The organism is Nocardioides sp. DN36 (assembly GCF_055380375.1).
This window is the reverse complement of sequence record NZ_AP043823.1, coordinates 1,774,623-1,790,689: the sequence shown is the minus strand read 5'-3', so window position 1 is coordinate 1,790,689 and position 16,067 is coordinate 1,774,623. Positions and strand designations below refer to the sequence as shown.

10 protein-coding genes are annotated in these 16,067 nt (G+C 67.1%); 7 read left to right on the top strand and 3 right to left on the bottom strand.

Features of this window, described 5'->3' with window-relative positions; translation table 11 throughout:
- Positions 1-4: 4 nt before the first annotated feature.
- Together ACZ43H_RS09545 and ACZ43H_RS09540 are read right to left on the bottom strand one after the other, a co-directional pair.
- Positions 5-913 (bottom strand): dihydrodipicolinate synthase family protein, encoded by a 909-nt coding sequence (locus ACZ43H_RS09545; RefSeq protein ID WP_464589689.1) that lies wholly within the window; start codon positions 911-913, stop codon positions 5-7.
- A 213-nt stretch (positions 914-1,126) separates the two neighbouring features.
- Positions 1,127-2,188: a hypothetical protein gene (locus ACZ43H_RS09540; protein ID WP_464589687.1), complete on the bottom strand. Its 1,062-nt coding sequence runs from the start codon at positions 2,186-2,188 to the stop codon at positions 1,127-1,129.
- A gap of 1,020 nt (positions 2,189-3,208) precedes the next feature.
- Here ACZ43H_RS09540 and ACZ43H_RS09535 point away from each other — a divergent pair.
- On the top strand, positions 3,209-5,164 hold the full coding sequence (locus ACZ43H_RS09535; RefSeq protein ID WP_464589685.1) for an MFS transporter: 1,956 nt from the start codon (positions 3,209-3,211) through the stop codon (positions 5,162-5,164).
- Positions 5,165-5,584: 420 nt separating this feature from the next.
- On the opposite strand, the gene ACZ43H_RS09530 is transcribed toward ACZ43H_RS09535, so the two are convergent.
- Positions 5,585-6,055, bottom strand: a complete 471-nt coding sequence (locus ACZ43H_RS09530) for an Lrp/AsnC family transcriptional regulator (protein WP_464589683.1) — start codon at positions 6,053-6,055, stop codon at positions 5,585-5,587.
- A gap of 221 nt (positions 6,056-6,276) precedes the next feature.
- On the opposite strand from ACZ43H_RS09530, the gene ACZ43H_RS09525 reads away from it, so the two are divergent.
- The 6 genes from ACZ43H_RS09525 (at position 6,277) to ACZ43H_RS09500 (ending at position 16,064) form a co-directional block, all read left to right on the top strand.
- On the top strand, positions 6,277-9,735 hold the full coding sequence (locus tag ACZ43H_RS09525; protein WP_464590784.1) for an indolepyruvate ferredoxin oxidoreductase family protein: 3,459 nt from the start codon (positions 6,277-6,279) through the stop codon (positions 9,733-9,735).
- 115 nt (positions 9,736-9,850) lie between these two features.
- Positions 9,851-10,630 (top strand): CoA transferase subunit A, encoded by a 780-nt coding sequence (locus ACZ43H_RS09520; protein WP_464589681.1) that lies wholly within the window; start codon positions 9,851-9,853, stop codon positions 10,628-10,630.
- 1 nt (position 10,631) lies between these two features.
- Positions 10,632-11,276: a CoA transferase subunit B gene (locus ACZ43H_RS09515; RefSeq protein WP_464589679.1), complete on the top strand. Its 645-nt coding sequence runs from the start codon at positions 10,632-10,634 to the stop codon at positions 11,274-11,276.
- 134 nt (positions 11,277-11,410) lie between these two features.
- Positions 11,411-12,751 (top strand): crotonyl-CoA carboxylase/reductase, encoded by a 1,341-nt coding sequence (gene ccrA / locus ACZ43H_RS09510; RefSeq protein WP_464589677.1) that lies wholly within the window; start codon positions 11,411-11,413, stop codon positions 12,749-12,751.
- A 26-nt stretch (positions 12,752-12,777) separates the two neighbouring features.
- Positions 12,778-14,097 carry an MFS transporter gene (locus ACZ43H_RS09505; RefSeq protein WP_464589675.1) on the top strand — a complete coding sequence of 440 codons (1,320 nt, stop codon included), beginning with the start codon at positions 12,778-12,780 and terminating at the stop codon, positions 14,095-14,097.
- A gap of 398 nt (positions 14,098-14,495) precedes the next feature.
- Entirely contained in the window at positions 14,496-16,064 is a 1,569-nt protein-coding gene (locus ACZ43H_RS09500; RefSeq protein WP_464589673.1) for an ABC transporter substrate-binding protein, read from the top strand.
- Positions 16,065-16,067 lie beyond the last annotated feature (3 nt).

Here is a 16,067-nt window from a genome sequence, read left to right as displayed (position 1 = left end):
CCCGTCAGCCCAGCCCGGCAGCGAGCGCCGACTCGGTGGCCGTGCGCACGGCTCGCTCCTGCTCGGGGAGGAGCGGCTGGCGCGGCGGCCGGGAGGGGCCGCCGGGGCGTCCGACGATGTCCATCGAGAGCTTGATCGCCTGCACGAACTCGGTCTTGGAGTCCCAGCGCAGCATCGGGTGCAGGGCACGGTAGAGCGGGAGTGCCGCCTCGAGGTCACCCGCCACGGACGCCTGGTAGAGCTCGACGGTGGCTCGGGGGAAGGCATTCGTGTAGCCGGCCACCCACCCCTTGGCCCCGGCGATCCCGACCTCGAGGACCACATCGTCGGTGCCGATCATGAGGTCCAGGCCGGGTGCGAGCTCGGCGATCTCGTAGCTGCGGCGTACGTCGCCGCTGAACTCCTTGACCGCCACGATCAGGCCCTCGGCGTGCAGCGTCGCGAGCAGCGCCGGGTGCAGGTCCACCTTGGTGTCGATGGGGTTGTTGTAGGCCGTGACCGGGAGGCCGGCCTTGGCGATCTCGCGGAAGTGCTCGAGCACCGCGCGCTCGTCGCCGCGGTAGGTGTTGGGCGGCAACGCCATGACCGCCTGGGCGCCGGCGTCGGCGGCCTGCTCCGCCCAGTGTCGCGACTCACGAGCACCGTACGCCCCGACGCCGGGCATCACGGTGAAGCCGTCGGGGGCAGCCTCCACAGCCACCTCGACCACCTTGGCCCGCTCCTCGGGCGTGAGCGCCTGGTACTCGCCGAGCGACCCGTTGGGCACGACTCCGTGGCAGCCGTTGTCCGCCAGCCACCGCACGTGCTCCGCGTAGGTGTCGAGGTCGACCGCCAGGTCGCCTGCGAACGGCAGGGCCGTGGCGACCAGCACCCCGTGCCATGGCTGCCGCGGGGACGAGGTGTGCTCTGTCACGGGTACTCCTGATCGGTTCGAGGCGAGGGCCCGGTCAACGGTCCGTCCGTCGAGGGCGTTGATCCAGAGTTTTACCGCTCTTTGCCATAGTTTGGCAACCGCTATGTGGCCCATTGAGATGGTGCAATTTCGCGGGGCGGGCTGGCGAGAAGGCAGGACGGACGACCCGACGCCGCTCCGCCGAGCGTGCGGAGCGGTGCCGGGCAGGCGCGGTTAGCCGCCCGCGACGATCATCGGCAGTGCGGCGTCGAACATTGCGATGACGTCCTCGGCCGTCAGGACGTGGCTGCGCGGCTGAGCCGCGGCGGCGAGGTCCGCGCCCCATGCGGCGGAACGCTGGCGCTGCAGCGGTGTCCCGTGGTGGGCGGGGTTGTCGAAGAGGCAGTCGCCGATGGAGTAGAAGCTCTGCAGGGCATCGACCACACGCTTCCTGTTGAGGTTCAGACCCTTCTTGTGGACCCCGTGGTAAGTGCCCATCGCGTCGGCCATCAGCTCGGTGCGGCGCGTCGCCTCGGAGCTGTCCGCCGGACCAGTCTCGAAGGTGCCGAGCTCGATCTGGATGTGGTGGGCGAACTCGTGGGACATGGTGACGCGGGGCCCGACGTCGCCGAGGCCCAGAGCGTCGTAGGTCGCCAGGATGCCGTCGCCGAAGACGATCTTGTCGGGCACGGCGGCGAGCAGGGGGTCGAGGTAGCCCTCACCGCTGAACGCGTACGCGTTGAGGGTCCACAGCGGGTTGTCGTGGAAGTCGCCCTGCGTCGCCATGAAGTCGGCGACGGTCTCGGCCTCGAGCGCGATCTGCGCGTCCGTCATTGGAGCGACGACGCCCACCTCGGCCATGGCCTCCAGGGTTGCGGCGATGCGCTCGGCGTCGAGTAGGACGTCGCCGTGCATGGCCATCACCTCGATGTCGTCCGACGGGACGTCGGACCAGAATCGGGTGAGGTCGCGGAAGGTGTGCTGGAGCTGGCGAGCGCGTGAGTCGAGCGCGTAGTCCGGGTCGTCCTCGGTCCCGAAGAAGAGCGAGTCGTACAGCGGCACGGACAGCATGTCCCGGTGTGCGCGAACGAATGCCAGCTGCTCCTCGGTCATCGCCGCGATGAGCCCGCCGACGTAGGCGTCGACCGGCGTGGTGGCGCACTCGGTGGGCGCGACCGCACGCTGGAACGCGTCCCGCGCCCTGTTCTCTACGAGGTCGTGGTTCCCGCCGAGGTCGTGGTTGCCTGAGGTGGCGCTGGGGGTCGCGGTCGCGGTTGCCGCTGCAATCGGGCTCATCAGGCCCAGTGACAAGACGATCGCGGCGCCGATCGCCACCAATCCTCGGTTGCTCCTGTGCATGCGCATTCCCTCCGTCGGGTCCGGACCAAGGGCGCGGACCAATTGTGTATTTACCCAGTAAGATAGGCCGAACGTGCCATATTGGTATAGTGCAAAAAATGGCTGTCAGGACTTGTCGATCTCGGGCCCGCCCAGCCCCTGCGGATGGAAGCGGTAACTGCCGCGGGGCGCGCTCGAGCCGGCGACGGCGCAACAGGGACGGGCCCCGTACGCGACGACGCAGAGCACGATGGCCACTGGTCGCACCGCCGACGAAGGGAGCAACGACGTGGAGCGTGAGCTGGTGGCTACCGCCTCCCGTCAACGCCGTCGCGTAGGCGCCGCAGACAACGAGCTCGTCCAGTCGGAGTGCTGGTTCACGACGTCGCCCGGGGGTCGCTGGACGTGGGCGGCAGGCGTTGTGCTCATGGAACCGGTCGGCGTCGTGCATGCCAAGCGGATGGGCACCCTCACGACGGCCTGCGGTCTAAGCGCGACATCATGGCGGAAGTTCTGGGACGCGCCTTTCACGCGGGCCTTCGCTCGCGGCGAGGTGGCGTGCGAACGCTGCGCGGCTGTCATCAGTGCACGCGTCTCGCGGCCGACCGCGGCTCGGCCATGAGGCAAGCCGTTTGTGAGGTGACTGGGCCCGTGCCGACCTGTCATTGGTGCGTCGCAACTCTCGGCCTACATCGCGTCGAGGGGGCGTCTGGCGACGTCATCGACCACCGTGGGGACGGCCGTCGTCGCGTCGCGTTCGGTCTCGGTCATGGCTGGGGCCTCTGGGGACCTGCTCGAGTCGAGCGCGACATCGAGCACTCGACGATCGCCGTGCCGCCACGGGGCGCCGAGACGCTCCTCGCCGTGTAAACCCCGGCCCATGGCTGACTTCGCCCACCGCAGGCGTCGGTCGCAACCCACGTCCCGCGCCCGGTGGGGAAGACTGTGGTCAGTTCGCCCGTCAAGTCAAGGAGCATGATGCAACGCACTGCCCCTGCGTGGGCGACCATCCTCGTGCTGTCCCTGTGCGGCATGGTCTCGGCTCTGCAGTTCACCTTGGTGATACCGCTCCTGCCCGAGTTCCCGCAGCTGCTGGACATCTCGGCCTCGGACTCCTCCTGGCTGGTCACCGCCACGCTGCTGACGGCTGCGGTGGGCACGCCGATCATTTCTCGGATGGCCGACATGTACGGCAAGCGGCGGATGTTGCTGGTCTCGCTCGGGGTGATGATCCTGGGCTCGGTGATCTGCGCGTCAGGGGTCTCGTTCGTGACGATGATCGTAGGGCGAGCGTTACAGGGCTTCGGTGCGGCGCTGATCGCGGTCGGCATCAGCCTCCTGCGCGACAAGCTCCCGCCTGAGCGCATCGGTACCGCGGTCGCGTTGATGAGTGCGACGATGGGTATCGGGTCCGCGCTCGGACTGCCGCTGGCGGGGGTGGTGAGCGACTGGCTGGGATGGCACTCGATCTTCTGGTTCGGGGCGGTGGCGGGCGCCGCACTGGTTGTCGCCCTGCTGGTCGTGGTCGAGGAGTCACCGGTGCGTACGCCCGGCCGGTTCGACGTGACCGGGGCGGTGGTGCTCTCGGCGGCCTTGGTCTGCCTCCTCCTGCCCATCTCGAAGGGACGCGCCTGGGGATGGGGCGAGCCGTTGGTCGTCGGTCTGCTGGTGTCCTCGCTCCTGCTGATGGCGGTCTGGATACCGCTGGAGCTGCGCGTCAACCAGCCGATGGTCGATCTGCGCACCAGTGCGCAGCGGCCGGTGCTGATGACCAATCTCGCCTCGATCTTCGCTGGCATGGCGATGTTCGTGAACATGCTCGTGACCGTGCAAGTGCTCCAGCAGCCGACCGCCACGGGGGCCGGGTTCGGCCTTGGCGTGACGGCTGCCGGGCTCGCGATGGTGCCGTCCGGGCTGGCGATGGTGGCGATGTCGCCAGTCTCCGGGTGGTCGTTGGCCCGGTGGGGAGGCCGCACGGTACTGCTCGCCGGTGCCGGGTTGATGGCCCTCACCTATGTCGGCCGCGTCTTCTGGGCCGACTCGGTGGTCGCGATCGTCATCGGCTCCACGCTGGTTGGGGTTGGCACGGCCCTGGCCTTCGCCGCGATGCCGACACTCATCATGTCCTCGGTCCCGATCACCGAGACCGCCTCGGCAAACGGTCTCAACTCCTTGGTCCGATCGATCGGTACGTCCCTGGCGAGCACCTTGGTCGCGGCGATCCTGGCCACCTACACGGTCGAGGTCGGCGGCGTATTCTTCGGCACCGAGCAGGCCTTCCAGATCGTGCTGGTGCTCGGTGCCGTGGCGGCAGTGATCTGTGTCGGGCTGACCGCTCTGATTCCGAGGGATCGTCGAACTCACCACGAGCGCGAACTCGCTCGAGCCCAGGGCGGGGAGAAGCAGGAGGCCGTGGTCCGTGGGCAGATCCGTCTGGCTCGCCCCGTCGACAGCGCTCGGGGCACGATTTTGGTATCGGTGCTGGGCGTGCACGGCAAACAACTGGACTGGAGCCGGGCCGACAACGCTGGCCGCTATTCGGTTGTGCTGCCCGGGCCGGGCACCTACGTGGTGATCGCGAACGCCATAGGTTGGGCGCCGGAGGCCACTGTGTTCGACTTTGCCGGTGGCGAGGTCGAGCAGGACCTCACGCTCGCTCACGAGCTGACCGTGTCCGGCGTCGTGACAAGCGACGGGCAGCCGGCTGCTGGCGCGCTGGTCGCGCTCAGCGAGGCGATGGGCAAGCAGGTCGGCTCCAGTCACTGCGACGACACTGGCCACTACGCCTTCCAACTCCCGCCGACCGGTCGCTACGTGTTCACCGCGTACGACCCCCACACCGGTCGTGCCCAAGCCCGCAAGGTCTCGCTGACGATCGAGTCAGAGGTCGTCGACATCGACATCCCGGTTGGAGCCACGCTGCAACCCCACTGACGCACCATCGACTGAATGGGCCCGGGTCCGCGGAGGCTCCGAGGTGGCGCTGCCGGCCGGCGCGGGGCGAGAGCCGATCCATTCCGGAGGTCGCAGTTTCAAACTCTGCCTGCGCTACAAAGTTCAGGCCCGGAATCTGCGGCTTCCGGGCCTGAAAGCAACTGGAGACTCAATCCATTGTCCACAAACTCGTCCTAAGACCCGGTCCGGGAAAACGCTCCGGGAGCCCGCTCCGCGAGTTGGGTGTGGACTCGGACCGGCGGCTGCGGAATGGCACGGAGACGATTGCGCACCTCGCGGACATGGAGACCAGCACAGCCGTGATGAGCGGCCTGGAGCCGCTGTTGAGCATCGAGGTGTTCTCTGGCAACCTCGGCGCGCCGATTTTCCTGAACCGCTACGCGAGCGCACTCCCCGGGTTCACAACTCACCATGGCGTATGAGGAGTCCGGTCGTTCGGTAAGGGATCAGGTCGGCCATGAGCACCGAGGTCGAGGTCCTGAGGACGCCAGGACAGCCAAGGATCAACTGGCCAACTCTGTAGAGATCCTCGTTGTCCCTAGCCGCAACCCGGCATGTGAGGTCCCAACCGCCGGTCGTCGCCGAGGCCTCCAACACCTCGGGTATTTCGGCCAGGGCGCGGACAGCTTCGGCGAGGAAGGCTTGCCTTACCTCTGCAGAGATGCTGGCCTGCACGCGGTAGCCGAGCTTGTCGACCGGCACGCGGTCGCTGTGCGGCCGCAGCATCCCCTGTTCCTCGTATCGGCTGATCCGATGCTGAACGGTTCGGCGCGCCAGGCCCAAGCGGCTCGCCAGCTCAATGACAGGTGCGCGAGCGCTTCGATCGAGGGCGAGGAGTATCCGGGCGTCGACGGCATCGAATCTGGCCATTCTGTTCACCTCCCACGAATGCTTCGCGGCATTCTTGCCATTCTGACCATTCTTCTAACTAGTGCTTGCCAGTGTGGGCAACCGTGCGCCGTACTGTTCCCGCGATGTGATCTCTTTGCAAGCCCTTGGTCGCAATTTGCGCAGCCCTGCGATCAGCCCTACCGCCCGCCCGTCGTGGTTCGGCAACCACCTTGAAATTGAGAAGAGCCCGCTTGAACACGATGCTCCCGACCCAGGCCCGCGAGTCGTTCCAGCTCTCAGACAAGTACGAAGCCGTCTCTGGTCGAGTGCAGCTGACCGGCATCCAAGCGCTGGCTCGGCTCCCGATCGACCAACACCGACGCGACCTCGTCGCTGGGCGGAGCGTGGGCACCCTGATCTCGGGCTACGAGGGTTCGCCGCTTGGCGGATATGACCTGGAGTTGGCGCGTCAGCGCGAGCTTCTCAATGCCAACGACATCGTTTTTGTGCCGGGCCTGAACGAGGAAGCGGCCGCGACTGCGATTCAGGGCAGCCAATTGGTCAACACGTTCGACCGGGCGACCCGGGACGGAGTTCTCGGCATCTGGTACGGCAAGGCGCCCGGTCTGGACCGAGCAACCGACGCGGTCAGGCACGGAAACCTGATGGGCGCTCACCCCTGTGGCGGGGCACTCGTGCTGGTGGGCGATGACCCTGCTGCCAAGTCCTCGAGTGTGCCGTGCGCTTCTGAGGTCTCCCTCATGGACCTGCAGATCCCATTCGTCTACCCCGCAGACTCCCAAGAGATCCTCGAGCTCGGGCGGCACGCGATCGCACTGTCTCGTGCGGCCGGGCTATGGGTTGGGATGAAGATCGTCACCGCGGTGGCCGACGGCTCCTCGACCGTGGACCTTGGCGCCGAGGAGGCCGAGCCGACACTTCCACGTGGCTCGGGCAAGCACCAGCCGAACTCGAGACTGTTGCAGCCCACGCTGGGCGTCATTGAGCGGGACCTGGTGACCACTCGTCTGCGAATCGCCGAGGAGTACGCCCGACTCAATCACATCAACAAGGTGGTCGGTCGCGGCGAACGAGACTCCGTTGGCATTGTGGCCGCCGGCCGCACGTACCGCGAGACGCTGGCGGCCCTCGCCCGTCTCGGCATCAGCGAAGACAAGCTGGAGCAGAGCGATGTCCGGCTGCTCAAGGTCGGCATGCCTTGGCCACTCGACCGCGAGACGGTACGCGAGTTCGCCGAGGGGCTCGACGAGATCGTGGTGGTGGAGGAGAAGCGCAGCTTCATCGAGTCCGCGATCCGCGACATGCTCTACGGCGAGCCCAGCACCCCTCGTGTGCTCGGGAAGACCGACCGAGGGGGCAACGAGCTGATGCCGGCGTACGGCGAGCTCGATGCCGACGTGATCGGCGTTCGGTTGGGCAAGCGCTTGAGGGCGCACGCCATCGCAGTGTCGGAGGAGTCCGACCCGCATCGTCCGGCCGGCCGGACGCAGCTCCAGCTCGCCCCACTCGCCAAACGCGGCCCGTACTTCTGTTCCGGATGCCCCCACAACTCCTCGACCAAGCCACACGGAGACGATCTGGTCGGTGGTGGCATCGGCTGCCACGCGCTCGTACTGATGATGGACGAGAGTCAGGTGGGCACTGTTACCGGCCTCGCCCAGATGGGTGGCGAGGGCCTGCAATGGATCGGTATGGCGCCCTTCACGGACCGCACCCACTTCACCCAGAATCTCGGCGACGGCACCTTCGACCACTCCGGGTCGCTGGCGATCCGCGCCGCTGTCGCGTCCGGGGTGAACATCACCTACCGGTTGCTCTTCAACTCCGCCGTCGCCATGACGGGTGGCCAGCGCGCAGTTGGCGCGATGGGCGTGCGACAGATTGTGGATGTCCTCAAGGCCGAGGGCGTCGCCAAGATCATCGTCACCACCGAGGACCTGAGCCGCTACAAGCGCCGTACACTGCCCGGCGACGTCCCTGTCTGGGACCGCCGACGCCTCGACGAGGCACACCGCGTCCTGGCTCAGATCCCTGGCACGACCGTGCTCATCCACGATCAGGAGTGCGCCACCGAGAAGCGGCGCAAGCGCAAGCGCGGCACCTTGGCGAGTCCTGGGACCAAGGTCTTCATCAACGAGCTCATCTGCGAGGGCTGTGGCGACTGTGGGAAGAAGTCCAACTGCCTCTCAGTGCAGCCCGTCCCGACCGAGTACGGCCGAAAGACGCGCATCCACCAAGCTTCCTGCAATGTCGACTACAGCTGCCTCGAGGGCGACTGCCCGGCCTTCATGACCGTCACCGGCGCTTCGACGACCAGGGCTCAGGCCTTGGCGACCCCCGTGCTGGAGAGCACAGAGCTGACCGACCCGGCTCCCTGCGTCCCCGTCGACGGATTCGGTGTACGCCTCACTGGGGTCGGGGGCACCGGAGTGGTGACGGTGTCCCAGGTGCTGGCCACCGCAGCGCTCATCGCCGGCTGGAGTGCTCGCTCGCTCGACCAGACCGGCCTGGCCCAGAAGGGGGGCGCCGTCGTCTCCGACATTCGATTCGACCGATTCGGTCGAGGTCTCTCGAACAAGCTCGCTGATGGCGAGTGCGACCTGTACCTCGGCTGCGACATCCTCGTGGCTGCCGACCCGGTCAACCTCAAGGCGGCTTCCCCCGAACGGACCGTCGGGGTGCTGAACACGGCCGAGGTTGCCACCGGGCGCATGGTCTCGGACGTCCGGCAGACGTTCCCGAACATCGCAGAGACCGCAGATCGCGTAGGTGCGCGAGTTCGGCCGGGTGTTGCGATGCTGGACGCCCGCGCGCTCGCCGTCGGACTGTTCGGTGACGATCAGTACGCCAACCTGTTGATGGTCGGGGTCGGTTTCCAGCTCGGTGCTCTGCCATTGCCGGCGACCGCTGTCGAAGAGGCGATCCGGCTCAATGGAGTCGCCGTCGACCGGAACCTGCAGGCGTTCCGGTATGGCCGAATGTGGGTGCTCGACCCGGTCAGGGTCACCCGTGCGGCGTCCGGGGGTCTCGACATGGCGGACCTCAGGGATGGCCCGGCGGGCCCGGGACTCCGGCCCTTGGTGACTCACCGTGCCGAGGAACTGGTCGCCTACCAGGATCGGACATACGCCGAGGAATTTCGTCGCGCTGTGGAGAACGTGCGCCTCGCCGAGGAGCGCATCGTCCCCGGCACCACCAAGCTTGCCGAGACCGTTGCTCGCCACCTGTTCAAGTTGATGGCATACAAGGACGAGTACGAGGTTGCGCGCCTGGCGTTGGACCCGCGCGTCGAGCGTGAGCTCCGGACCCAGTTCGGCCCCGGAGCTCGAGCCCAGTGGAACCTCCACCCGCCTGTGCTGCGCGCAATGGGCATGGACCGCAAGCTCAGGCTCGGGCCATGGTTCCGCCCGGCGTTCAGCACTCTCTATCGGTTGAGGCGGCTGCGCGGTACTCGTCTCGACCCATTCGGCCGAGCTCACGTGCGGGTCGTCGAACGCGAGCTTGTCACCGAGTACCTGGCGCTACTCGACGATCTCACAGGGCACTTGACGCCCGACAACCACGCAACCGCGGTAGAGCTCGCAGCCCTCCCGGACCTGGTTCGTGGTTACGAGGAGGTGAAGCTCGGCAACGTCGAGATCTATCGCGCCCGGATGGCCGAGCTCCGAGCCCGGTTCGTAGCCATCCCCAGGGCCTGAGTCCGGCAATCAGATCACCCGAGGAGAAACGCCCATGACGTACGAGCTGAGCTGTGAGCACGAGGAGTTCCGCCGCAGCGTCCGCGAACGAACGACCAACTGAGGAGGGACACGCATGAACAAGGTGGCGACGTCGGCCGCAGAGGCGGTGGCCGACATACCCAGCGGGGCGACGCTGTCGGTGGGCGGCTTCGGGGTGTGTGGCATCCCCTCGGTGCTGATCGAGGCGGTGCTGGACTCGGGTGTCGACGAGCTCGAGGCGGTGTCGAACAACTGCGGCGTCGACGACTGGGGCCTGGGACGGCTGCTCATGGCCAAGCGGCTGCGCCGGATGATCTCCTCCTACGTGGGGGAGAACAAGGAGTTCGCCCGGCAGTACCTCTCCGGTGAGCTGGAGGTCGAGCTGACGCCCCAGGGCACGCTCGCGGAGCGGATGCGGGCGGGCGGGTCCGGGATCCCGGCGTTCTTCACCGCGACCGGTGTCGGCACCCAGGTCGCCGAGGGCGGGCTGCCGTGGAAGTACGACGCCGACGGCAACGTGGTGGTCTCCTCACCGGCGAAGCAGACCCAGAGGTTCGCGACCGGGGAGGGGGAGAAGGAGTTCGTCCTCGAGCACGCGATCGTGGCGGACTTCGGGCTGGTGCGGGCCTGGAAGGGCGACCGGCACGGCAACCTCGTCTACCGCGACTCCGCACGCAACTTCAACCCGCTGGCCGCGATGTGCGGGCGGGTGACGATCGCGGAGGTCGAGGAGCTGGTCGAGCCCGGCGAGCTGGACCCCAACGACATCCACACCCCGGGGGTGTTCGTGCAGCGCGTGGTCGCGCTGACCCCCGAGCAGGCGGCGGACAAGCGGATCGAGAAGCGGACCGTGCGTCCGAAGGAGGACAGCTGACATGGCCGAGCAGCAGGGCTGGACGCGCGAGCAGATGGCGGCCCGGGCCGCCTCGGAGCTGCACGACGGGTCCTACGTCAACCTCGGCATCGGGCTGCCGACGCTGGTGCCCAACTACGTCGGTGACGACGTGGAGCTGGTGCTGCAGTCGGAGAACGGCATCCTCGGCGTGGGTGCCTACCCGGTGGAGGGTGAGGAGGACCCGGACCTGATCAACGCGGGCAAGGAGACCGTCACGCTGCGCCGCGGTGCGTCGTTCTTCGACTCCGCGACATCGTTCGGGATGATCCGCGGCGGCAAGATCGACGCCGCCATCCTGGGCGCGATGCAGGTCAGCAAGGGCGGCGACATCGCCAACTGGATGATCCCCGGCAAGATGGTCAAGGGCATGGGCGGCGCGATGGACCTGGTCCACGGTGCCAAGCGGGTGATCGTGCTGATGGAGCACGTCGCCAAGGACGGGTCGTACAAGATCGTCGAGGAGTGCTCGCTGCCCTACACCGGCCGCGGCGTCGTGGAGCGGATCATCACCGACCTGTGCGTCATCGACGTCACCCCGGAGGGGCTGAAGCTGGTCGAGCTGGCCCCGGGCGTGACCGAGGACGAGGTCCGGGAGAAGACCGAGCCGGAGCTCCTCGTCGGCTGAGCATCCCGGGCCGGGCCGCGGCCCTGTCAAGGACTGCGACGCCCGCGGCTCGATCCCGAGACGCGGGCGGGCGCACCTTCCATGCCCGGTCGCACCTGCGTGACCCATGAAGTCCCACCACCCTAGGAGCGGAAATGCAGCACATCCTTGAAGCGATCATGGCTGGCGACACCGCCGCCGACGACTTCGCGAACCTGGAGATTCCCGAGTTCTTCCGGGCCGCCTGGGTGGACAAGGAAGAGGTCGACATGTTCGAGGGCATGACGACCAAGGAGAAGGACCCCCGCAAGAGCTTGCACGTGAGTGACGTGCCGCTGCCCGAGCTCGGCCCGGGCGAGGCACTGGTGGCCGTGATGGCCTCGGCGATCAACTACAACACCGTGTGGACCTCGATCTTCGAGCCGGTCTCCACGTTCGGCTTCCTCGAGCGCTACGGCCGCCTCTCCCCGCTGGCCAAGCGGCACGACCTGCCCTACCACGTGGTCGGCTCCGACCTCGCGGGCGTCGTGCTGCAGACCGGCCCGGGCGTCCACTCGTGGAAGCCGGGCGCCGAGGTGGTGGCGCACTGCCTCTCGGTCGAGCTCGAGCACCCCGACGGCCACAACGACACGATGCTCGACCCCGAGCAGCGGATCTGGGGATTCGAGACCAACTTCGGCGGTCTCGCCCACGTCGCGCTGGTCAAGGCCAACCAGCTGATGCCCAAGCCCGAGCACCTCACCTGGGAGGAGGCCGCCTCCCCGGGCCTGGTGAACTGCACGGCGTACCGCCAGCTGGTCTCCAAGAACGGCGGCGACATGAAGCAGGGCGACAACGTGCTGATCTGGGGCGCCTCCGGCGGCCTGGGCGGCTTCGCCACCCAGTACGCCCTCAACGGCGGCGCCACCCCCGTCTGCGTGGTCTCCAACGAGGAGAAGGCCGCCATCGCCCGGTCCATGGGCGCCGAGCTGATCATCAACCGCTCCGAGGAGGACTACCGGTTCTGGAACGAGGAGGGCACCGAGCAGAACCCGCGGGAGTGGAAGCGCTTCGGCGCCAAGATCCGCGAGCTGACCGGCGGCGAGGACATCGACATCGTCTTCGAGCACCCCGGCCGCGAGACCTTCGGCGCGAGCGTGTACGTCACCCGCAAGGGCGGCACCATCACCACCTGCGCCTCCACGAGCGGCTACATGCACGAGTACGACAACCGCTACCTGTGGATGAACCTCAAGAAGATCATCTCCTCCCACTTCGCCAACTACCGCGAGTCCTGGGAGGCCAACCGACTCATCGCCAAGGGCAAGATCCACCCCACCCTGTCCAAGACCTACAGCCTCGACGAGGTCGGCCAGGCAGCCCTCGACGTCCACAAGAACGCCCACCAGGGCAAGGTCGGCGTCCTCTGCCTCGCTCCCGAGGAAGGCCTCGGCGTCCGCGATCCGGAGCTCCGGGCCAAGCACCTGACCGCGATCAACCGGTTCCGCGGCGTCTGACGTCAAACGCCCACGAGACGCTCCGGGTGTCAGAAGATGCGCCGAACCGACACGGCAAGCCCGTGTCGGTTGAGCAAACCGAGCGGAGGAGCAGCGACGCGACAGAGGGGAGCGCTCGAGCCGCCGACGCTCAACGGCCGCGCGCCTGGGCGCTCGTCGCGATGCCCGTGTTCGCTATGGCTTGGGGAGGCAACCATTTCACGCCGCTGCTCGTGCTCTACCGCGAGCAAATCGGCTACTCACAGACACAGGTGTACGGACTCCTGGCGGCTTACCTCCTCGGACTGGTGCCGGGCTTTCTCAGCGGAGGTCCCATCTCGGACTTGGTTGGCCGGCGCCTCATTGCCCAGGTGGCCATGGGGCTCGGCCTGGTCGCGAGCGTCGTCCTGGCACTCGGCGCGCATCACGTGACTATCCTCCTCGGAGGTCGCGTGTTGAGTGGTTTGAGCGTTGCACTGGCGATGGTCGTCGGGACAGCGTGGATCAAGGAGCTGTCAGCCGGGGCTGCCAAGCCGATGACTACCGCGCGCCGCGCATCTCTCACCCTCACCGGCGGCTTCGTCGCCGGGGCCGTCGCCTCTGGCTTGGTCGCTCAGTACCTTCCGGCGCCGACTATCCTCCCCTACGCCCTCCACATTGCCGTGTCGCTCGTTGCGACGGTGGGACTCGTCCTCGCATCAGATCCGCCGCGTCCTGAGCGGCAGCGGACCGAGGCGGCTGGCAGGCGGGGGAGTGTGCCGCCTGGGCAGCATTTCTGGGCGATGGCACTGCCGACAGCCGTGTGGGTCTTCAGCGCCCCTGCCCTTGGCTTTGCGCTGGCACCGACGTTGCTGTCGAAGAGCCTTGTCGAGGACCACGGGTTGGTGCTGGCGGCCATGCTGACCGGCGTCACTCTCGGATGCGGCACCGCGGTCCAACTGGCAGTGCCACACCTGGCGCGCATGACCGGAGGGCACCACAATGCGCTCGGGGCATGGTGGTTCGCGCTCGGTGCGGCCGTTCTTTCAGTCGACGCAGAGCATCCGTCGCTGCTGGTCACGATTGTTGCCGCTGGGACACTCGGCTGCGCTTTCGGGGTCAATCTGGTCGCCGGGTTGACCGACGTTCAGCGCAGCGCTCATCCCGGCAATCTGGCGACTCTTACGGGCATCTACTACGCCGTCGCATATGCCGGCTTCGCTCTCCCCGTCGTGATGTCGGAGCTGGAGGGTCTCGCACCGCTGTGGGTCCAACTCCTCGGGCTCAGTGGCCTCTCGGCGCTGACCGCTATCTACTTGTCCGTGGCCCGGCGGCGACTGCGAAGTCATCGCCAGGCAGTAACAGAGCGCCCGGCCGTGTCAATTTGATGCCCGGGCGAGACTTCGCAGCGGGTTCCCGCGTGCTGTGGAGGTACTTGGGTCCCTCGGCTTCATGAGGTCGTCGCCTCGCTGTATCTCTCCGTGGGGCGTGACGCTTGCGGCCCTCAAGCGTGGCGATTGCTGTGGGGCCGATTCGTCGCCCGCTGCCCGGTCAGGTGAGGTCTTCTGCGCGCTCGTCCGGTGACGGGCCCATCCCTGAGGGTCCGGCGGGTCAACCGCCGACGACGCAGTGCCGACACTGCGGAGTTGTCGGGAGAAGGTCAGCGGAGCCACATCTCCTCGTAATATCTCAAACTGCCTCTTACATATCTCAATGAGAACGGTTAGTGTGCTTAAGCACGTGACCCCGGTCACCCCGAGACGCCGGGCTCTGAGAAGGAGATGACATGAAGCTCGTTTGCACTGGAGTGCTCATCGGGTCGGTCCTAACCCTCGCCACCGCGTGCGGCAGCGCCGGGGGTGCGTCGTCGGCGACGCCGGAGACGCCCGTCATCCAGATCCCAGCTGACCCGGGCGTGCTCGACCCGCAGACGAGTCCTGGGAGCTGGGGCCGCCCGATGATGCGATTCGCCTACGACACCCTCGTCGCGGACGGCAAGGACGGCGTCGTGCCACAACTCGCCGAGTCCTGGGACGTCACACCGACCAAGGCGACCTTCACGATCCGCTCGGGCGTCACCTGCGCGAACGGTGAGGCCATGGATGCGAAAGCCGTGGCGGCGAACTTCGAGCGCCTCAAGGACCCGGCCGCAAAGGTTCCGTTCACTGCCTCGTTCCTCGGGTCGACTGACTACAAGGTCAGCTACGACGAGAGTGCCGAGACCGTGACCCTCGACCTGCCCCAACCGTTCAGCCCGCTTCTGTCCAACCTCGCGACCTACCCGCCGATGATCTGTCCAGAAGGGCTCAAGAACCCCTCCGAGCTCAACACCAAGTCATTCGGGTCGGGACCGTATGTGCTGACCGCCGCCAAGCCCGGGCAGTCGTACACATTCGATCGGCGCGACGACTACACCTGGGGGCCCGACGGGGCGACTGCGAAGAAGCTGCCGAAGTCGGTGAAGATCAGCGTCGTCGACAACGAGACGACTGCCTCGAACCTGATGCTGAGCGGTGACCTGAACCTCGGCATCTTCAGCACCCGTGGTGCCTACGAGCGGGTCGAAGGAAGTGGATTCACCTCGCAGACGGTGCCTGCCTCCGCGACGTACATGCACTTCAACTTCCTGAAGCAGGACAGCCCGATTCAGGACCTCGGCGTTCGAAGGGCTCTCGCCGAATCCGTTGACAGGTCAGCGCTCAGCAAGATCGCCACGGGCGCCGAGGACCAGACGAGCAACAGTGTTGCTCTTCCGCAGTCCACGTGTCAGTCCGACGTCACCGACGAGGGCTTCGTGCAGTACGACGCCGAGGCGGTCGAAGGAGACCTCGAGTCGGCCGGCTGGACCAAGTCCGGGAGCGGCTGGACCAAGGATGGCCGGCCGCTCAAGATCAATCTCCTTGTCACCGGCGCCTCCGGCGCCGGAAACAAGCCAGTGGCGGACTACGTCCTCGACGCCTGGAACAAGCTCGGGATCGACGTCAGTGTCGAGGACGTGGACCAGGCCACCGGCGTGGATCGACGGGCCGAGGGCACCTACGACGTCTGGCTCGGGGCGTGGACCAGCGTCTTCAATCCGGCCATCATCTCGCCGTTCCTCACCTCTCCGTCTTCGCCCAACTACTCCTACCTGGCGAACGATGACTACAACGCCCTGGCAAAGCAGGCGTACAACATGGACCCTGAGCAGACCTGCCCGGTCTGGGCTCAGGCCCAGACCGCCATCAACACGCAGGTCTCGATGGTGCCCGAGTACTACGACGCCACCCACTACGTGGCGACCAAGGGACTCAGCTTCGCGCCCTACAGGTCGTTCATCGATCCGGTCAGTCTCCGAGTCGACTCCTCCAAGTAGGGC